Origin of the sequence: Paraburkholderia lycopersici (assembly GCF_900096975.1) — a bacterium.
Taxonomy (GTDB): Bacteria; Pseudomonadota; Gammaproteobacteria; order Burkholderiales; family Burkholderiaceae; genus Paraburkholderia; species Paraburkholderia lycopersici.
Genome location: NZ_FMYQ01000039.1, coordinates 20,096 through 39,429 on the forward strand (window position 1 = coordinate 20,096; position 19,334 = coordinate 39,429).

At 58.7% G+C, this 19,334-nt stretch carries 12 protein-coding genes and 3 pseudogenes; 14 read left to right on the top strand and 1 reads right to left on the bottom strand.

Annotated elements, in window-relative coordinates; translation table 11 throughout:
• Nucleotides 1-3: 3 nt before the first annotated feature.
• From BLU17_RS29105 to BLU17_RS29140, 8 genes and pseudogenes are all read left to right on the top strand, one after another.
• Nucleotides 4-1,344 (top strand): TadA family conjugal transfer-associated ATPase, encoded by a 1,341-nt coding sequence (locus tag BLU17_RS29105; RefSeq protein ID WP_092005178.1) that lies wholly within the window; start codon nucleotides 4-6, stop codon nucleotides 1,342-1,344.
• Complete coding sequence (locus tag BLU17_RS29110; protein WP_092005181.1) at nucleotides 1,337-2,323, top strand: type II secretion system F family protein; 987 nt, start codon at nucleotides 1,337-1,339, stop codon at nucleotides 2,321-2,323. Before BLU17_RS29105 ends, BLU17_RS29110 begins: the two co-directional genes overlap by 8 nt.
• Complete coding sequence (locus tag BLU17_RS29115; protein ID WP_092005184.1) at nucleotides 2,320-3,378, top strand: type II secretion system F family protein; 1,059 nt, start codon at nucleotides 2,320-2,322, stop codon at nucleotides 3,376-3,378. The genes BLU17_RS29110 and BLU17_RS29115 overlap by 4 nt, the downstream gene beginning before the upstream one ends.
• Nucleotides 3,375-4,235, top strand: a complete 861-nt coding sequence (locus BLU17_RS29120) for a tetratricopeptide repeat protein (RefSeq protein ID WP_092005187.1) — start codon at nucleotides 3,375-3,377, stop codon at nucleotides 4,233-4,235. Before BLU17_RS29115 ends, BLU17_RS29120 begins: the two co-directional genes overlap by 4 nt.
• Nucleotides 4,236-4,267: 32 nt before the next feature.
• Nucleotides 4,268-4,639, top strand: coding sequence for a DUF3613 domain-containing protein (locus BLU17_RS29125; protein ID WP_245747065.1), 372 nt, complete (start codon nucleotides 4,268-4,270; stop codon nucleotides 4,637-4,639).
• Nucleotides 4,640-5,042: 403 nt separating this feature from the next.
• Nucleotides 5,043-5,378: a hypothetical protein gene (locus tag BLU17_RS32775; protein ID WP_143189372.1), complete on the top strand. Its 336-nt coding sequence runs from the start codon at nucleotides 5,043-5,045 to the stop codon at nucleotides 5,376-5,378.
• A 9-nt stretch (nucleotides 5,379-5,387) separates the two neighbouring features.
• On the top strand, nucleotides 5,388-6,776 hold the full coding sequence (locus tag BLU17_RS29135; protein WP_092005193.1) for a sigma 54-interacting transcriptional regulator: 1,389 nt from the start codon (nucleotides 5,388-5,390) through the stop codon (nucleotides 6,774-6,776).
• 101 nt (nucleotides 6,777-6,877) lie between these two features.
• Nucleotides 6,878-7,398, top strand: a pseudogene (locus BLU17_RS29140) (IS5 family transposase); the annotation flags it as partial.
• 36 nt (nucleotides 7,399-7,434) lie between these two features.
• Here BLU17_RS29140 and BLU17_RS32780 read toward each other — a convergent pair.
• Nucleotides 7,435-7,680 (bottom strand): annotated as a pseudogene (locus BLU17_RS32780) (transposase); the annotation flags it as partial.
• A 95-nt stretch (nucleotides 7,681-7,775) separates the two neighbouring features.
• On the opposite strand from BLU17_RS32780, the gene BLU17_RS29150 reads away from it, so the two are divergent.
• From BLU17_RS29150 to BLU17_RS34680, 6 genes and pseudogenes are all read left to right on the top strand, one after another.
• Nucleotides 7,776-9,863, top strand: a complete 2,088-nt coding sequence (locus BLU17_RS29150; protein WP_245747066.1) for a pilus assembly protein TadG-related protein — start codon at nucleotides 7,776-7,778, stop codon at nucleotides 9,861-9,863.
• A gap of 360 nt (nucleotides 9,864-10,223) precedes the next feature.
• Nucleotides 10,224-10,724 (top strand): hypothetical protein, encoded by a 501-nt coding sequence (locus BLU17_RS32785; RefSeq protein ID WP_143189373.1) that lies wholly within the window; start codon nucleotides 10,224-10,226, stop codon nucleotides 10,722-10,724.
• Nucleotides 10,725-11,002: 278 nt separating this feature from the next.
• Nucleotides 11,003-11,716, top strand: coding sequence for a response regulator transcription factor (locus tag BLU17_RS29155; RefSeq protein WP_092005202.1), 714 nt, complete (start codon nucleotides 11,003-11,005; stop codon nucleotides 11,714-11,716).
• Nucleotides 11,717-11,755: 39 nt separating this feature from the next.
• Complete coding sequence (locus tag BLU17_RS29160; RefSeq protein ID WP_143189374.1) at nucleotides 11,756-12,985, top strand: EAL domain-containing protein; 1,230 nt, start codon at nucleotides 11,756-11,758, stop codon at nucleotides 12,983-12,985.
• A 463-nt stretch (nucleotides 12,986-13,448) separates the two neighbouring features.
• Nucleotides 13,449-13,541 (top strand): annotated as a pseudogene (locus BLU17_RS34675) (ESPR domain-containing protein); the annotation flags it as partial.
• A 477-nt stretch (nucleotides 13,542-14,018) separates the two neighbouring features.
• Nucleotides 14,019-19,175, top strand: coding sequence for a beta strand repeat-containing protein (locus BLU17_RS34680; protein ID WP_425434157.1), 5,157 nt, complete (start codon nucleotides 14,019-14,021; stop codon nucleotides 19,173-19,175).
• Nucleotides 19,176-19,334: the final 159 nt, after the last annotated feature.

The following is a 19,334-nucleotide window of genomic DNA, read 5'->3' on the forward strand; positions in this document are numbered from 1 at the left end:
AACATGGCGGATAACATCGAATTTGCGGACGACGCTCCCTTGTTCGCACAGAGCCAGGAGTTCCATGACGTCAAGGCCGCAGCGCATGAGCATCTGCTTACGCGCATCGAGGAGCTGGCAGCCGAGTTCGGACGTTGGTCGCGCCAGGCGATTAACGAGTTCGTCGCTCTGGAAATGGACAGTTTCGCGCGGCTTCGCCGCATTCCACTCAACGAGAGTGAGGTTCGCACGATCGCTGAGGCGTTGACGAAGGAGCTCGCTGGCTACGGACCGATCGAGGACCTGCTGAGCGATCCCGGCGTCGAAGATATCCTTGTCAACGGCTATAGAGACGTGTATGTGTCGCGTCACGGAAGGCTTTCGAAGATTCCGGTGCGTTTCTCAGACAATGCACATCTGCTGCGTATTGTGCGGCGCATCCTCGCGCCGATCGGTCGTCGGCTCGATGAGTCGAACCCGATGGTGGACGCGCGCTTGCCGAATGGTGGGCGGATCAACGTCATCATAGAGCCGCTTTCGCTCGAGGGTCCCATCGTCTCGATCCGCAAGTTTCGCAAGGATCCCCTGCGTCCTGATGAGCTGCTCAGTAACGGCACATTTATCCCGGAGATCGGTAGCCTCCTGGAGGCGGCAGTAACGGTGCGCTGCAATATTCTGATCTCAGGCGGTACGAGTTCCGGCAAGACATCGCTGCTTAACGCGCTTGCTTTCCACATCGCAGAAGCGGAGCGCGTGGTGACGATCGAGGACACCGCCGAGCTTTCGCTGAATCATCCTCACGTGGTGCGCCTCGAGAGCCGCCCGGGAGGTTTCGACGGAGCCGGCACCGTTACTATCCGCGACCTGATGCGAAACACGCTACGGATGCGTCCGGATCGCATTATCGTAGGCGAAGTGCGCGGCGGCGAGGTGCTGGAGATGTTACAGGCGATGAACACTGGCCACGATGGCTCCATGGCCACTGTTCACGCCAGTTCGCCGCGCGAATGCCTTTATCGGCTTGAAATGCTTGCCGGGTTCGCCGGGTTTCAGGGCACGGAATCGAGCCTGCGTCGCCAGATCGCGAACGCTATCGATTTCATCGTGCAGATCGGGCGACTCTCGAATGGACGGCGGAGAATTCTTTCGGTTACCGAAGTGACTGGACTTTCCGACGACATCATCTCGACCCAGGAGCTATATCGCTACGAGCCGGTCACGACGCCGGAGGGCGAGGAGCTTGACCGTTGGGATACCTTGGGTATTCATCCGCACTCTCCGAAGCTCGCGCGGTTCCGCCAGTCGATCAGCGCATCGTCAGGTTTTGGAATGGGTGGCAGCCGCGATGGGGGGCTCTATGTCTAGTGCGATGTTGCTTGCGTTTGCGCTGCTATTCGCTGCAGCGGGACTCGTGCTCTTGAAAAGCGCGCAGGCGCTTGCGGCGCGCGCGCAAGCGACGCGTTACGTCGAGCGGCGGATGGCGGGAGTGGGCAATGGCCTGGGAGCATCCGCAACTGGCGCGGTTGGACAGGGGAAGAGCGCGGTCGCAACGCAGACAGGCAGCCGCGGTTCAACTGCCTCAGGGGGTTGGCAGACGCGCGTATCCACGTTCTTCGATCAAGCAATGACCCGGGCAGGGATTTCCAACGTGCGAACTTCCGCTGCGCCCATCGGCTTCGCGATGCTCGCGGGGTGCCTGTGGGCATGGTTCGCAGGCGGTGCGGCAGCGATGGGCGCGGTGTTTGTTATGTCAGGCGCGCTGGTGGCGCTCGTGGTGACATCGCGTATAAAGCGGCGCCGCGCAAAGCTCATCGCTCAGTTGCCAGCCTTTCTCGATGGTATTGTCCGTCTCGTCGTCATCGGCAACAGCGTGCCTTCCGCGTTCCAGGGAGCGTTGCAAAGCACCGAAACTCCGCTGCGGGAATGTTTGGATCACGTATCGTCGATGCTGCGCACTGGCGTAGAGATTGACCGTGCCATGCAGCATGTCGCTCAGATCCATCACGCCCGGGAACTTGAGGTTGTGGGCGCGGTGCTACGGCTTTCGGTGCGCTTCGGCGGACGTGCTGACGTGATGCTTGAGCGCATGGCGTCTTTCATGCGCGACCTTGAGCAGGCTCAGCGCGAACTCGTGGCGTTGTCAGCGGAGACGCGCCTTTCGGCCACAGTGCTCGCCGCGCTGCCGGTCGGAATCGCCACTTTTCTCGCGATCACGAATCCGCGGTATATCGCGTCGATGTGGGGTGATGACCGCGGGCGTCATCTCCTTTACTGCGCGTTCACTTTACACACAGTCGGTGCGTATCTACTGTACAGACTCACGTGCTTGAGGGGCGCGTTATGAACGCAGAACGCATTGCGGTGCTCGCACTGTTGCTGGCTGCGCTTGGCTTCACGTTGTTCGCGGTGCTTGCCTGCATGCACATCGTCGCGGCGCGTCGCACCGAGCGTACGCTCAAGGCTCGTTTCGGAGCGCCTCGCACACCTCCCGCAGCTGGCGCTCGTGATGCTGTGGGTGCGCCGCCGGCAACACCTGCGAAGGGCAGTACGGCGGTCGCATCCAACGATTCCGCAGAGCGCGCGACGGGATTCCCGGGCTTCGTCGACGCGCTCGCCGCAACGGGTGCGCGCTGGCTTGATACGTCTGCAGGGCGCCTCATTGTTGCCGACGAGGATCGCCGGGTCATCGACCAGTGCGGCTTTGTCGGCTCACGTGCGCGCGGTTTTTTCCTGATGGCTCGGCTCGGTTGTGCGATTGCGTTTAGCGTCGTTTTCGCCTGGTTGGTCGTCGCGCATGGTTCGGGCCGCTATGGGGCGGCATATGTCTGCGGCGGCGCGCTTGCCGGCTTCATGGTGCCGAAAATCTGCTTGCGCCGAAAAGCAAGAGGGAGGATCGAGGCCGTCGCGAGTGAGTTGCCGATGCTCGTCGATTTGCTGCGTCTTTTACAGGGCGTTGGTCTCTCTCTCGATCAGAGCCTGCAGGTCATGATCAACGAATTTCGACGCGTGCTGCCGGTACTCGCGGGCGAGATGGAGATTGCGCAGCAGCAATTCGTTGCGGGCCGTACGCGAGAGCAGTCACTGCAGCGCATGGCATCAATATTCGATAACGAAGATCTACGTACTGTGATCCGTCTGCTCGTTCAGGTCGACCGACACGGCGGTGCGGTCCAGGAGCCGCTCAAGCAGTTCGGTGAGCGTCTGCGCGAAGTGCGTCGGGCAGCGCTGCGAGAACACATTGGTCGGCTCACCGTCAAGATGACCGGTGTGATGATCGTTACGCTGCTGCCAGCGCTGCTGATCGTCACGGCGGGGCCAGGTATGATTGCGGTGATGCATTCGCTTTTGTCGCTTCATCACGAACCCGGCATGAACAGGGGATACGGGGGGGCATTATGAGCGACTTCATCACGCGGCAAGTGTCAGTCTTGGGCCGAATGCTCGTGGTTGCGGTGCTCGGAGTGTTCGGCGCTTGCGCGTCGAAGGAGCAGGGCTATGCCATGGGAGCGCACGCGCGGACCGAAATCCAGGTGCGAGAGGCAATTCGTGATCCTGCACCGGATATGCCAGGCATATATCTGAGCCTCATCGAGCGCATGCAGGGCGATGGCCTTTATTACGCTTCGCTCGCACACATCGACGCCTATGAGCACGAGTACGGTGTGAGTCCCGAGTCTATTCTGCTGCGTGCCGACGCGCTTCGCGCTACGGGCCAGCGCACCGCCAGCGCAGCAACCTATTCCCAGCTTCTTGCGACTCGACTCGCGGCGCGTGCCCATCGTGGGCTTGGACTGCTTGCGGGTGCAGCGAATGATTTCCCCGGGGCGGCGAGGGAACTGGGCGAAGCGTCGCGGCTTGCGCCGACGGACGCACTCACGCTGTCCGATCTTGGCTATGCACTGCTTCGCGAGGGCAACGCGGAGGGCGCGCGAGTACCGCTCCTGAAAGCAATTGAACTCGACTCGCATGACCCAAAGATCGCCGCAAACGTCGCACTGTACTTCGCATCGAGCGGTGACTCGGCGCGCGCGCAAACGCTGATCGAACAACAGGGATTTTCACCTGAGGTGCGTGCAGCCGTCGAGCGCGACGCACAGAACGTCGCTGACGCCCTTCATCGGCACGAGATCTCGCGGACGGGCAAGTTGACGGAATGCGCCACGGTGTCGGCGCCCCCATATGCCGTAACAAGCACACAAGTGCTCTGGCCGTGCGGATCGGGCCAGCCGCGCATAATCCAACATGCCGGGCAGTGACGAGCACGCTTCGCAGAACACACAGGAACGATATGAATACAAAGCCCAGCCAGATCGACTCTCTGCAAGCGAGCATCATGGCGGCTACGTGCTGTTTCGCGCGCGTGATGCTTCGCCTTGCGCTTTTCATGCCGCTGCTGCAATTCGCGCACGCGGAGGTAAGCGACACCACTTCGAAAAGCGATGTCGGGCAAGCCACGCGTACCTGGCTCAATCTTCAGCGGGGCAATATGCAGGCTGCGCCTGGGCTGCCGACGCTTGGCGCCGAGGCTGGCTATGCGTACCGGCGTTACCTGAAGTCATTCCAGACCACGGTACCTGACTCGTTCGGTTCGTCTCTCAAGACTAGCGGCGCGTCAAACCAGGCGAATGGCTTGCCAGCCGGCGTTGGGGGCACAAACTGACATGGTTGCACACAGGCCCCTGCATGGGAGTGTCAGAACGTACGAACCGCACGCGCGGTCGCACAAGCGCGGCTCGATTGCATTCGTCGCAGCGATCGCAATCGTTGTAGCGGTCGCCGTGCTTCGTGTGATCAACGTTGCGTGCGTCTTTCGCTCATGGCGTGATCTCCAGACCATCGTGGACCTCGCGGCGCGCGCCGCAGCGTCGCAGATCGGGGGCACGTTATATCCGCTCCTCGCTCCAGCGACAGCGTATGCATTGGGCGACTCGAGCGATAGAGGCGGAGCGACGGTTACCGAGGCGAATGGTGCGATCCCGCTCAACGACGCGATTGTCCCGGTGACAAAACTGGCGCCAGACTATTTCGGGCGAAGCGCGCGAAGGCTGCAGCCGAGTACAGCCGTGAAGGCGACGGTCATCGGTTCGTTCTCGCTCGCTGGGATCGACCTGCTCGACGGGATGCTGGAATCGTCGCTCGGCACCGAAGTGAGTCCGGATGCTGTGTCCTCGAACTGGCCCATTCTCAAGGCCGGTGTGTTGGGTATTAATCTCGGCGCGCGTACGAGCTTGGTGACCAACGCCATTGTCAGTCCGCGCGTCTGCGTCCTTCAATTGCTACTTGCGACGCTCGGGGCGGTAATCGCCGGCTCGATGCGGGAGCTACCCGGCTTCCGGCAGGGCGTTGCATACGTCACGGGATATTCCATGAACTGTGGCGTCGCGCCGCTCGTCCGCTAGAGTCATACGATGCGAATTACGACCCCCATTGACGAATTGGACCTTTACATCTGGGAAGGAAAAACAGATATCGTCGAGCGCGCGGCACGCTGCATGGCGAGCCTCGATGTTGATGTGATCCGTGCCGATGACATTGCGATTTCGCCGCAGCGCATTGCCGCGCGCGCCTCCATCGCGGTTGTAAGCGTAAGTGTGATCGACACCGGTGCATTAGTATTGCGTGAATGGCAGGCGACCTATGGCATGCCCGTGATCTGGGTTGGTGCCGTGACACGCGACAACGATCCGGCCACATATCCTGCGGAATATTCGTACATCCTGCCTCTCGACTTCACCTGTGCTGAGCTGCGCGGACTTGTCTCGAAGCTCATGATTCAGGTGCGCGCGCATTCGGCACAGACTCCGAGTGCCGATGTGCTCATAGCGGAATCGGAGTCCATGCGTGCGCTGCTTGGCGAGATTGATACCTTCGCCGACTGTGAGACGAGCGTGCTCGTGCATGGCGAAACTGGCACAGGCAAGGAGCGGGTAGCTGAACTGTTGCACCGCAAGCACAGCCGCTATAGCCAAGGGCCGTTCGTCGCGGTCAACTGTGGCGCCATTCCAGATGGCCTTTTCGAATCGCTATTTTTCGGCTATGCGAAGGGCGCATTCACTGGTGCAGTAGTCGCGCACAAGGGCTACTTTGAGCAAGCGGACGGCGGCACACTGTTCCTCGACGAAATAGGTGATCTACCGCTCTATCAACAGGTGAAGTTGCTGCGGGTGCTTGAGGACGGCGCTGTCACGCGCATTGGCTCGATCACTCCAGTGAAGGTCGACTTCCGGCTCGTCGCTGCGACCAACCGGAGACTGCCGCAGCTCGTGAAGGACGGCACATTCCGTGCCGATCTGTATTACCGTCTCGCGGTCGTCGAACTTATCGTGCCATCTTTGGAAGACCGAGGAGTTGTCGACAAAATCGTGCTCTTTAAGACTTTCGTCGAGATTGCTGTGGGCGAGCAGCGTCTTGCTGCGCTGCCGGAGATGCCGTACTGGCTCGCTGAGTCTGTGGCTGCCATGCGCTTTCCGGGCAACGTGCGCGAGTTGCGCAATCTGGCAGAGCGCATCGGCGTCACGGTTCGACAGACGGGAAACTGGGATGCGCGCCGCCTACGCCTGCTCCTCGCGGGTGCCGGTGCGGTGCGGACCGCGCAGGAGACATCGGCTCCGCCGATTGTCGATCGCAGCAAATGGGACATGGCAGAGCGTAGTCGATTAATTGCCGCTCTCGACCAGAATGGCTGGCGCCGCAAGGATACCGCACAGCAGTTGGGCATCAGTCGCAAGGTATTGTGGGAGAAGTTGCGTAAATATCAAATAGTCGAAGAGGAATCGGAAATGCTGGATAAAGATTAGTAGCTGGATCCCAAGAGACGGAATAAGAGAGACCTTGGTGCGGGCCGCTAACCTTTTCAGCAAGCTGTTGACCTTGGCTGAATGAGCAACTGAAACCAGGGATAGGCGCGATGATTATTGATGACGAACTGTGGGCACTGATCGAACCATTGTTGCCGAAGCCAAAACCACGGCGCAAGAAGTATCCAGGCAGATTGCAAATTGCGAGCCGATCGGCACGGAATGGCATCCTGTTCGTACTCGAGACTGGTATTCGCTGGCGCGACCTGTCGACAAAATTGGGAATCGGCCCGGTTCAACCCTCAGGAGATGGTGGCGCGACTGGCACAAGGCTGGCGTGAAGCGAGTGCACGAGCTACTGCTGGCGAAGTTACGCGAGGCAGGCGAACTGGTTTTCTCACGAGCAGCCGCCGACTCTTCACCTGTGCGTGCCGTTGGGGCGGGCGAAAAGCTCGTCCGAACCCCGCGGATCGCGTGCGGCCAGGTTCCGCGCCACATCCTCGTCGATGCCACCGGTGCTCCTGTAAGCGCGATCCTGACAGGCGCGAATCGCAACTACGTCACTCAACTGCTGCCGCTTGTTGGCACCATTCCACCGATTCGCGGCGTACGTGGCCAGCCGCACAGCTTCCGCCGTCTTCGCATTTGCGTTGAATGTCGCCTCGAAGCGATCCGCGTTGAACTGGCGTTGCGATTGCTGGGAGACCATCTCCCACGCCGGGAAGTTAGTCGGCAGTTTGTGCCACCACGCACCGGCGCTCGCCATCCAGCTCAGCGCATTGAACATTTCACACAGTTCGTCTCGGTGCTGCGGTTCATTTCCGTTCACCAAGACCAGGTATGGGGCGGCGAGGTTCCATTCTTCGTCCGAGACGTCCGCGGGGTATGGCTTGCATTTTTTCATGCCGCTAGTCCGCTAGGTTACCAGGCTTGACCGAAAGTGCCTAACACACTCCATGCAGTGGGCAAAAATCTGCTTAAAGCAATGAGTGTATTTCGTTGAACGCTAAATCATATGAAGTCTTTCCTTCGCCAAGAGATTATTCGCAAATAAATCATGGCACGCGAAAAAAATGGGAATTCCGACGAAACCTGAATTTCGGACTACCTGTATATGCAGGGTCTCGGCGGCAACGAGGATCATTTGCTGTCTTGGGGGCTATTTTCCTGGCGCTGGTAGCCATCGTGGCGCTGGGCGCAATCGACTTAGGTCATTTCTTTGCGGAGAAACGGCATATGCAATCGCTTGCAGACTTAGCCGCGCTGAGTGCCTCTCAAGAAGTCAGCACGGAAGCAAACTGCGAGGCGGCTAAGCTTGCTGCCACTACGGTCGCCTCTCCGTCCGGTAACCGGCTTCCGCGAGGCGGTACGGTATCCGTAACCTGTGGTGTATGGGTGCCCCAAAGCGGCGGGGCCAAACCGCTATTTACACCGACCGCTGGCGACCCGACCAATGGTCAATGCGATGATTTATCGTCGGGGACCGCAGCAGGGCAGTCCGCCAATGGCGTTTGCGTCACCGTGTCAGAACCTGTACAGGGATATTTCAGGGCTGGAATGCAGATTAGTGCTTCCGCCATTGCGAAATCCACACCAGTCGACACATTCACACTAACCACGTCTTTGGCCACCTTGAATGGCGGTTTGGTAAATCAGTTGCTAAGTACGCTCCTCGGAGGCGGAAATAGTTTGTCCCTCTCAGCCCTCGACTATCAGGGTTTATCTCAGGTTAATTTAAGTCTGGCCGGAATTCTGGCAAATTTATCGGTCGGATCTACGACAACCGTAATGAACGGAAGTGTGACAATTGGGCAACTGGCCAACGCTGAATTGCTGGCCGCAGGCCAGCAAGGATTGGCCGATGTCAATCTGAATGTGCTCAAAGCAATCGTCGCCGCTGTGGGCCTCAATGGCGGCCCGACGATTTCGCCAGGAAGCTTGATTTCCGCCGTAACGGCCACTGGTAGTTCGGCGGTCGATGTCAGCGTTAACGCGCTCGCCTTTTTGTCGACGGCATTGCAGGTTGCCAATGGCACCAATACGGTATCCATTCCGAGTTTAACGGTGCAAACTCCAACGGCCTTGGCACCGCTCCTCAATGCCACCGTTACAGGCTCAGTGTCGCTCGCAGGCACTCCACCCGCTATCGTCAGCGGACCGCCCGGGCCGATTGGGTGTAGTACGACGAATTGCACGACGAACACATCTACCGCGCAGGGTCAAGTCTTTCTCGATGTCAAGCTCTCGCTTTTATCGACATGCGCCGACGGATCGCTGGTGTACTCGGGAAACGCTTGCGCCAATGGCAGCGAGTCGAGATCGCTTGCGGCTGTCAATCTCCCGGTTACGGTGTATCTTGCGCCTGCAACGGCCGGCTTGTCGTCCGTCGAGTGCAATAGGGGTACGAAATCGGCGACGGTGAACGTGCAGACCGGGGTGCTCGCAGCCTATATCGGTGGGTCCTCCTCCGCGCCCGCATCGATCAACCTTAATGCGCCATCGGGATTCACGCCCGACGGAAATTCAATACCACTGGCCTCAGTTAACCTGCAAGGTCTGTTAAGTTTTCTCAACTTGGGAGGTTTGGCCACTGATTTGACGTCGATCCTCAATATCTTGACGTTGGGACTTCTCAACTTAAGCAACATTTCTGTCAACATCAGTCTAAAAACCGGGCAAATGACAGTTCCCGTGGCCAATCAAACACCAACCGCCCTAACGTTTACTTATCCTGTGTCGGCGTCGTCAACCCCGCCGAACCCCACTGCGCCCTACGCGTTGGGCGTTGGAACGGATCAGTTTCTGGCGCCCGTCGTGCAGGGTATCGTCAATAGCGGATTGACCATTTCTTTATCGGCGAGTGGGGGCTTAGCTTCGGTCTTGTCGGGGGTGCAGAATTCGATATTGGAGGCATTGACCGGGCCTCTCTTGACTGCGTTAGGGCAAACGCTCGTTCCGCTTCTCTTGCAGCCGGTCGACTCCCTGCTGACGTCCATAACGGGACTGCTAGGACTAAGTTTAGGCAATGCCTACGTCATCAATACGCCCGATTCGATTAAATGCGGTAATCCCATGCTCGTCCAATAGCTTGACCTCCCCGGCTTAAGTGTCGGCGGGGGTGGATGCGTTGCCAGGCTAGCTACTACAGGGAAGCTCTTCGGAAGAAGAGTAAGCGTGGCGCCATGACCGTCTTGTATTTGCATGTTGGCATTCCGGGTTCGGAACACGTCAGTAGACCGAGCGCCGTGATTCAACAGAGGAAACGAGACGATATCACCCACGTGCAATTCAAAGAGGAGAGAAATTTAGAATTGTTCACAAACGAAGATCGAGGACATGTCATCATCGCATCGTGGGCTGAAACATATGTGGACGACTTATCGCCGCTAAACTCAGGTGGTCGACGAAGTGTGAATAGATAACGGAAGCGAGGAGGAGTAGCGCGACATGAATGTCAAAATGATTGCCAAAGTGGTTGCGCAGGTTGCCAAAGCCGGAAAACCAGGCATGTATGCGATTTCCCGTTCAGCGGTGCCGTCCCACCCGTTCTTTGTTTTCTCCGCTGCGTCGGGTAATACGCGGCGTACGCCTTCTGTTTTTTGGTTTCTGCCGTCGTCGCGCGAAGTTGTGGCCGTTCTTCTTATGCGCTTTATTCGGACGCTTGCGGAGCTGGTCATTCAGGCCCGTCACTGCAAGTGCCGGATCAACCATGCGCGCGTATGTCATCGAATCATGCCGGTTGGCGCTTGTGACCGCTTTCGTCGACGGAAGGCCTCGGACATCTATGGCGGGTTCCGTTTCGTCCCGGGGCTGCCAAGTTCTGTTGAGCTGAAGTCAGTTTCCTGCCCCCATGGGCGGTCTGCTGATGCTGGCTCTTGCGCCAGGTATGCGCAAGGAATGCCCGCGTGCAGGACATACAGGAGGCGTTCAACGCAGTTCGGTCGCTAACCGTACGGTGACAAGCCGATTTTTTTGCGACGATTCGCATACCGAAATTAAATGTTTCGCCATCGCCATGAATTCATTGAAATATCTATTTGCCGTGTTGTCATGGATATTTCGTCAATATAAAGATTGCGTTGATGGTCCGTAATGGCGTTAATTAATTTGGCATGAGATGGAATTGAATAATGGAGACCTGAGATCGCCGGTATCGGTGTTCAAGGAAAATTAATGTCATCAGGGCGACAAGGGGTTGCCCTCGAGCCGACGAAAGTTGGAGGGGTATGCGTATTCTCGTACTCGAAGACGACGAGGCTCAAGCGGAATTGATAAAGATGACGCTTGATCTCGCGGGACACGCTGTAATAATTGCGCGGGAAGGTGTCGAAGCAATTCGGATTTTTGAGCATTCCGCGGTTGATCTCGTGATACTTGACTGGATGGTGCCGGATATCTCAGGTATCGAGATTCTTGAATGGGTTCGCGAGAGGATGGGGCGCGTTTTACCCGTATTGTTCCTGTCAGCCCGTATACGCGAGGATGAAATTGTCACCGCGCTACAAGCCGGCGCAGACGACTATCTCGTGAAGCCAATTCGACGGCGAGAACTTGTTGCGAGAGTCGAGGCGCTTTGGCGTCGTGCCTATCCTGAAGAAGGTCGGAACGTCTCGCGATTGGTGGTAGGGCGGTACGTTGTCGATTTTCGACAGCGAATCGTGAGCTTCGATGACAGAGAGATCGAGTTGACGCCAAAGGAATTTGACATTGCATCGGTTCTTTTTCGTAACGTCGGACGGATCATTTCGAGGGAGTCGCTATTCCGCCTGATATGGGGGCGTGGACAGGATGGCGTCTCGCGAAGTTTGGACACGCATATATACCGGCTAAGAAACAAGCTGAGATTTTGTGACGGGACTGGAATTCGGCTTCGATCAGTGTATACACATGGATATCGGCTGGAGGCGGTCGAAGACTATTCAATCGACGGTAATTTATGATTGCCCTGGTGGTGCGGGCAGAGATGACGGGGGTGGGGCGTGGATATTCATACGACCCTGGACCATTCGGGGCTTGTCCCGGAGGTGCCGGCCAGTGCGTCGAGCGGACTCGTTCTTGTGGTTGTGCAAGAGCATTTTTCCTCCGACCGCCTGGAGAATGAGTGCGGGACCGGGTGGTGTTTCGAGCAAGCAACGTCTGCCAGCGAAATGGTCGATCTGATGCGCTGCGTAAGATTTGATGCGATTGTGCTCTATCCGGACCTGCCCGGGGGGCTCTGCTTCGAATGTCTGATGTCGCTGTCGCGGGTCGGTGGGCAAGTGCGAGTTTGGCTGGTTGGCGACGCTACGTCACCTCTCGTCAAGTGTGCTGCTATCGTCGCCGCTTCTAGTGGGCTGTCGGTTAGTTTGCGTGGTAACGAGAACGGCGGCGTCGCGAAAGGAGCTTCAGTCATTGACATTGGACGGACGACTGCCAAGAAAAGCCGGAATAGCACACAAGTACTAGAAGAGCATACTGTCCGTAAGGCGATTGCGCAGGGACGAATCGTTCCGTACTTCCAGCCGATTGTGAACTGCCGTAGCAGAAGCGCTCATAGTCTGGAGTTACTCGCGCGATGGTCCGGTGCGCTAGATACTATTGGCCCAGATCGGTTCATGCCGGTAATTACGCATCTGAATCTCGATAGGAGTCTTCTTGAGGCGTTACTCCGGGGAGCGCAGGCCGGTATCGTATCTGCATTTGTCGAGGCGGGCGCGTCGCTGTCCATCAACGTCTCTGCCAGATTGATGCTGTCTGAGGATCTGCCAGTTTGCCTCGCGAATGCGCTTGGTCGCTATAGGCCAGAGAGCATCGTGATTGAAATTACCGAGTCAGATTCGATAAACGATTACGAATTCACAGAACTCATATCGCGAACTGCAATTCTTCGTTCGAAAGGCTATCGATTTTCTATAGATGATTTCGGGCAAGGTCATTCGAACCTCTTGCGACTCGCGTCTTTGCCTGTGAGCGAGGTGAAGATAGACAGGTTCCTTGTGGCACAAGCACGTGAGTTTGAGGATGCGCGGCACATCATCGGACTCTGTGTCGATCTCGCTAAACGGCTGGGCATGTGCTCTGTTCTTGAGGGTGTCGAGACGGCGCGTGATTTCGCATTCGCGCAGACGGTAGGGGTGGATGCCGTGCAGGGCTGGTTCATTGGTTGTCCCGTCCCGGCAGACCAGCTCGCCAACGTGAACTGTGGGTTACCAGTACAGGAATTGCGATAGCGGCGGTTGCAGATCCATTTACGTTGTGGGCCTCAGGCGAGGGTTTTGGGGGGATCACCTCTCGTATGTCGCTGGTCAATATGCGATGAGCCGGCCGCGCGGCATCCGGGTGCATGCCAACGTCGCTGTTCGCCACGGCGATCTCGCGGTATCGAGGACGGGTGAGTTCGCGTTCGTGATGATGTCTGTACTCCGAAAGATGATCGGAGCGTGCGACGTGTCATCTGTTCCACGTTGTGTCGCACATTCGAAGTGTGGGGATCGTAACTGTACCGGTCGGCTTGCCGGTGGGAACAGATTTATGCGACAACGTCGTTTCGACACCTAATCGGAGCGGCGGGGCGGATATTTAGAGGTCCGTCGATATCCGACAATTGATAAGTAGTACATAGCATATAACTATATAAAAATAGATCTCTCTATCACTATTAGAAGTAGCATTAGCTGATGAGGTAATGAAAAAATGAATAGGTCATATCGCACTATTTGGAACGACGCCTTGGGAGCCTGGGTTGCAGCATCGGAGCTAGTTTGTGCGAAAGGAAAGCGCTCTCTGCGTGGCCAGGGTATTGATGGGGAGCGTGCACGTCATTTTGCGTTGAAGCCGATTGTCTTATGCTTTGCGGGAATTTTCACCACGCTTCCGTTTGGAAATTCGGCTTGGGCAATACAATTTGCCACAAATTGTTTGTCAACTAGCGTTGGAATCGTCAATACCGGTAATGCGGTCATTCAAACGAATCAGGTCGGTACCGCAAACAGTACGTGCTCAGTTTATGGAGGTTCCTCTGCCGGTGATGTCGTTTCACAAATCGTTTCGGGGGGGGTGACGACCAACAATACTGTTATCGTTAGCGATAATACGAAGGGCTCGATATTTATTGCGCCGGGTGGTTCGTCCCTTAGCTTTGCCACATTCACGGCGGGAACGGATTCCGTTACCGGCGCGGCGGGCGTGACCCTTTCTGGTTTGGCTGCCCAACCACTGTCCGCAACCAGCACGTACGCTGTGAACGGCGGTCAACTTTACTCCGTGTCGACGAGCGTATCGACGGCGATTTCGGCTACTGCCAGCTCGCTGTCGACGGGCCTGAGTACGACCAACAGCAATGTCGCTTCGCTGTCGAGCTCGACGTCAACGACTGCCAGCGCGCTGTCGACGGGGCTGAGCACGACGAACAGCAATGTGGCTTCGCTGTCGACCGGCGTAAGTTCACTCTCGACAGGCCTGAGCACGACGAACAGCAATGTGACTTCGTTGTCGAGTTCGACCTCGACAACGGCCAGTTCGCTGTCGACGGGCCTGAGCACGACCAACAGCAATGTGGCTTCGCTGTCGAGCTCGACCTCGACGACGGCCAGTTCGCTGTCGGCAGGCCTGAGCACGACGAACAGCAGCGTGGCTTCGCTGTCGAGCTCGACGTCAACGACTGCCAGTTCGCTGTCGATGGGGCTGAGCACGACCAACAGCAATGTCGCTTCGCTGTCGACGGGCCTGAGCACGACCAACAGCAATGTGGCTTCGCTGTCGAGCTCGACGTCAACGACTGCCAGTTCGCTGTCGACGGGGCTGAGCACGACGAACAGCAATGTCGCTTCGCTGTCGACCGGCCTGAGCACGACGAACAGCAGCGTGGCTTCGCTGTCGAGCTCGACGTCAACGACTGCCAGTTCGCTGTCGACGGGGCTGAGCACGACGAACAGCAATGTCGCTTCGCTGTCGACAGGCCTGAGCACGACGAACAGCAGTGTGGCTTCGCTGTCGAGCTCGACGTCAACGACTGCCAGTTCGCTGTCGACGGGGCTGAGCACGACGAACAGCAATGTCGCTTCGCTGTCGACAGGGCTGAGCACGACGACCAGCAATGTCGCTTCGCTGTCGACGTCGACTTCGACGGCGATTGCCGCTGCGAAGACGCACTACTTCAGCGTCAATGACAACGGTACGCAGCAAGGCAACTACAACAACGACGGTGCGAGCGGCGTCAACGCGCTTGCCGTCGGAGCCAACGCATCGGCGTCCGGTACCAGCGGCGTCGCAGTTGGCGATGGCGCCACCGTCAGCGCGGACAGTGCTGTCGCCATGGGCCAGAACGCCAGCGCCAGCGCGACCAGTGCGCTGGCGCTGGGCGACGGCTCCACGGCGAACGTGGCTGGCTCCGTCGCACTCGGGTCGGGTGCCGTTACGACCGGCGTTGCCAACTCGGCGACCGGTGGCACCGGCACGGTTAGCAGCACCACCATTGGCAGTACCACGTTCGGCACCTATGCTGGCACGAGTTCGACGGCGGGTGTCGTCAGCGTCGGTATGCCGGGCAATGAGCGCCGAATCCAGAACGTAGCGGCCGGCCTTGTTAGCGCGACCAGCACTGACGCGATCAACGGCAGCCAGCTCTACGCCGCCGCCAGCACGACTTTATCGGGTATCGCCAGCCTGTCGACGTCGGCCTCGACGGGCATTAGCTCACTCTCGACAGGCCTGAGCACGACGAACAGCAGTGTGGCTTCGCTGTCGAGCTCAACCTCGACGGCGGAGAGCTCGCTGTCGATGGGTGTAAATTCTCTGTCGACAGGGTTGAGCACGACCATTAGCAATGTCGTTTCGCTGTCGACGTCGACCTCGACGTTGGAAAGTTCGCTATCGACGGGGCTTAGCACGACGAATAGTAATGTTTCGTCACTGTCGGCGGCCGTGTCGGCAACGCGTACGCATTACTACAGCGTCAATGACAACGGCGTTCAGGGCGGCAATTACGATAATGATGGCGCGACTGGCGCGAATGCGCTGGCTGTAGGCGTTGCTGCCACGGCTGGTGGTGCGGGTGCGACAGCTTTGGGCAATGCCGCCAACGCGGCAGGCAAGCAGAGTGTAGCTATCGGCAATCAGTCGACTGCCGCGGCGGCTTCAACGGTCGCAATTGGCGACGGCAACACCGTAAGCGCGGCTGCCGGTTCCGGTTCGATTGCTGGTGGCCATAACTCGACTGTGGCGTCTGGCACGGGTGCGATCGCATTGGGTGAAAGTCAAACTGCCGTTGGTGACGGGGCGATTGCGCTGGGTGATCCGAACACCGCAGTCGGAACGGGCGCTGTTGCGTTGGGCGCGAACAACACGGCAAGCGGTAATGGTGCCCTGGCAATCGGCAACACGAATGCTGCACAGGGACCGGGGTCGGTCGCGCTCGGTCAGAATGCGGTCGCTGGCACTTCGACGTCCACGACAGGGAGTGTCGCGATCGGCAATGGCGCGACGGCAACGGCGAACTCGGGTGATGTAGCGCTCGGCTCGGGATCGATTACCGATGCTCCTCATCCGACATCCAGCGGGGCGGTGGGGGGGACGACGTATGCATACGCTGGCGTTAATCCAACCAGTGTTGTGAGTGTCGGGACGTCGGGCGCGGAGCGTCAGATCACTAACGTGGCCGCTGGACAAGTGACCGCCACAAGTACCGATGCGGTCAACGGGTCTCAACTGTACGCGACCAATCTGGCTGTCGATAGTCTGTCGACGTCGGTGTCTGGTACGGCCAGCAGTATCGCTTCGCTGTCGACGGGGCTGAGCACGACGAACAGCAACGTCGCTTCGCTGTCGACGTCGACATCGACGGTGGAAAGCTCACTGTCAACGGGGCTGAGCACGACGAACAGCAACGTCGCTTCGCTGTCGACGTCGACCTCAACGGTGGAAAGCTCGCTGTCGACGGGGCTGAGCACGACGAACAGCAATGTCGCTTCGCTGTCGACGTCGGCTTCCACGGTGGAAAGCTCGCTGTCGACGGGGCTGACCACGACAAACAGCAACGTCGCTTCGCTGTCGACGTCGGCTTCCACGGTGGAAAGCTCGCTGTCGACGGGGCTGAGCACGACAAACAGCAACGTCGCTTCGCTGTCGACGTCGACCTCGACGGCGGAAAGTTCGCTGTCAACAGGGCTGAGCACGACGAACAGCAACGTCGCTTCGCTGTCGACGTCGACATCGACGGTGGAAAGCTCACTGTCAACGGGCCTGAGCACGACGAACAGCAATATCGCTTCGCTGTCGACGTCGACGTCGACGGTGGAAAGCTCACTGTCAACGGGGCTGAGCACGACGAACAGCAACATCGCTTCGCTGTCGACGTCGACGTCGACGGTGGAAAGCTCACTGTCGACGGGCCTGAGCACGACGAACAGCAACGTCGCTTCGCTGTCGACGTCGACCTCGACGGCGGAAAGTTCGCTGTCAACGGGGCTGAGCACGACGAACAGCAATGTCGCTTCGCTGTCGACGTCGACCTCAACGGTGGAAAGCTCGCTGTCAACGGGCCTGAGCACGACGAACAGCAACATCGCTTCGCTGTCGACGTCGACGTCGACGGTGGAAAGCTCACTGTCGACGGGGCTGAGCACGACGAACAGCAATATCGCTTCGCTGTCGACGTCGGCGTCGACGGTGGAAAGTTCGCTGTCAACGGGGCTGAGCACGACGAACAGCAATATCGCTTCGCTGTCGACGGGCCTGAGCACGACGAACAGCAATATCGCCTCGCTGTCGACGTCGACGTCGACGGTGGAAAGCTCACTGTCGACGGGGCTGTCAACGACGAACAGCAACATCGCTTCGCTGTCGACGTCGACGTCGACGGTGGAAAGCTCGCTGTCAACGGGCCTGAGCACGACGAACAGCAATGTTGCTTCGCTGTCGACGTCGACGTCGACGGTGGAAAGTTCGCTGTCAACGGGGCTGAGCACGACGAACAGCAATGTCGCTTCGCTGTCGACGGGCCTGAGCACGACGAACAGCAATGTCGCTTCGCTGTCGACGGGCCTGAGCACGATGAACAGCAATATCGCTTCGCTGTCGACGTCGACCTCGACGGCGGAAAGTTCGCTGTCAACGGGGCTGAGCACGACGAACAGCAATGTCGCTTCGCTGTCGACGGGCCTGAGCACGACGAACAGCAATATCGCTTCGCTGTCGACGTCGACGTCGACGGTGGAAAGCTCGCTGTCAACGGGCCTGAGCACGACGAACAGCAACGTCGCTTCGCTGTCGACGTCGACCTCAACGGCGGAAAGTTCGCTGTCGACGGGGCTGAGCACGACGAACAGCAATGTCGCTTCGCTGTCGACGGGCCTGAGCACTACGAACAGCAATATCGCTTCGCTGTCGACGTCGACGTCGACGGTGGAAAGCTCGCTGTCAACGGGGCTGAGCACGACGAACAGCAACGTCGCTTCGCTGTCGACGTCGACCTCAACGGTGGAGCGCTCGCTGTCAACAGGGCTGTCGACGACGAACAGCAACGTCGCTTCGCTGTCGACGTCGACTTCCACGGTGGAGCGCTCGCTGTCAACGGGGCTGAGCACGACGAACAGCAACGTCGCTTCGCTGTCGACGTCGACTTCTGCGGTGGAGAGCTCGCTGTCAACAGGGCTGTCGACGACGAACAGCAACGTCGCTTCGCTGTCGACGTCGACCTCGACGGCGGAAAGCTCGCTGTCAACGGGCCTGAGCACGACGAACAGCAACGTCGCTTCGCTGTCGACGGTCGTATCGGCTACGCGCACGCACTACTACAGCGTGAACGACAACGGTACGCCGCAAGGCAACTACAACAACGACGGTGCGACCGGCCTCAATTCGATGGCAGCGGGCGTCAATTCGGCGGCATCCGGTGCGAACGGCGTTGCTCTCGGATATGGGGCCAACGCATCGGAGGACGGTGCTACGGTGATCGGTGCGAATGCACTGGGAAGTGCCAGGAACAGCGTGGCATTGGGTACCAATGCAACTGCCACCGCGACGAACTCGGTCGCGCTCGGCGCAGGCTCGATCGCCAGCGAGGCCAACACGGTATCGGTCGGTGCACCGGGCAACGAGCGACGGATCACCAATGTCGCGCCGGGGATCAATCCAACCGATGCGGTGAATGTGTCCCAGCTCAATGCCGTCCAGGGCTCCGTGTCCGCCGTCGCGCGAACCGCTTATGCGGGCGTAGCTGCCGCGACGGCACTGACGATGATTCCGGAAGTGGATCTTGGCAAGACGATTGCAGTCGGCATCGGCGCAGGCACCTACCAGGGTTACGGTGCGGTCGCCTTGGGATTCACCGCACGACTGTCCGAAAACCTGAAGCTCAAGGGTGGTGTTGGGGCGAGCAGCGCGGGGCATACGTACGGCGTCGGGTTGGGCTACCAGTGGTAATGCGCCAGACAGGCGACGGGCGTTTCGCCCGCCGCCTGTCGGTTGAACAAGACACCAGAGATTGAAGATAAACGACATGAAACGGGAGGTCTGCACGCGTACCGCGATGTTGTGCGTAGTGGCAGCGCCTGTGCTGGTCGGCTGCTCGCCCGCGACTGG

What these genes read in the sequence shown, in the direction of transcription:
- BLU17_RS29105 (WP_092005178.1), top strand. Translation starts at nt 4, where the DNA reads ATGGCGGATAACATCGAATTTGCGGACGACGCTCCCTTGTTCGCACAG.
- BLU17_RS29110 (WP_092005181.1), top strand. Translation starts at nt 1,337, where the DNA reads ATGTCTAGTGCGATGTTGCTTGCGTTTGCGCTGCTATTCGCTGCAGCG.
- BLU17_RS29115 (WP_092005184.1), top strand. Translation starts at nt 2,320, where the DNA reads ATGAACGCAGAACGCATTGCGGTGCTCGCACTGTTGCTGGCTGCGCTT.
- BLU17_RS29120 (WP_092005187.1), top strand. Translation starts at nt 3,375, where the DNA reads ATGAGCGACTTCATCACGCGGCAAGTGTCAGTCTTGGGCCGAATGCTC.
- BLU17_RS29125 (WP_245747065.1), top strand. Translation starts at nt 4,268, where the DNA reads ATGAATACAAAGCCCAGCCAGATCGACTCTCTGCAAGCGAGCATCATG.
- BLU17_RS29135 (WP_092005193.1), top strand. Translation starts at nt 5,388, where the DNA reads ATGCGAATTACGACCCCCATTGACGAATTGGACCTTTACATCTGGGAA.
- BLU17_RS32785 (WP_143189373.1), top strand. Translation starts at nt 10,224, where the DNA reads ATGAATGTCAAAATGATTGCCAAAGTGGTTGCGCAGGTTGCCAAAGCC.
- BLU17_RS29155 (WP_092005202.1), top strand. Translation starts at nt 11,003, where the DNA reads ATGCGTATTCTCGTACTCGAAGACGACGAGGCTCAAGCGGAATTGATA.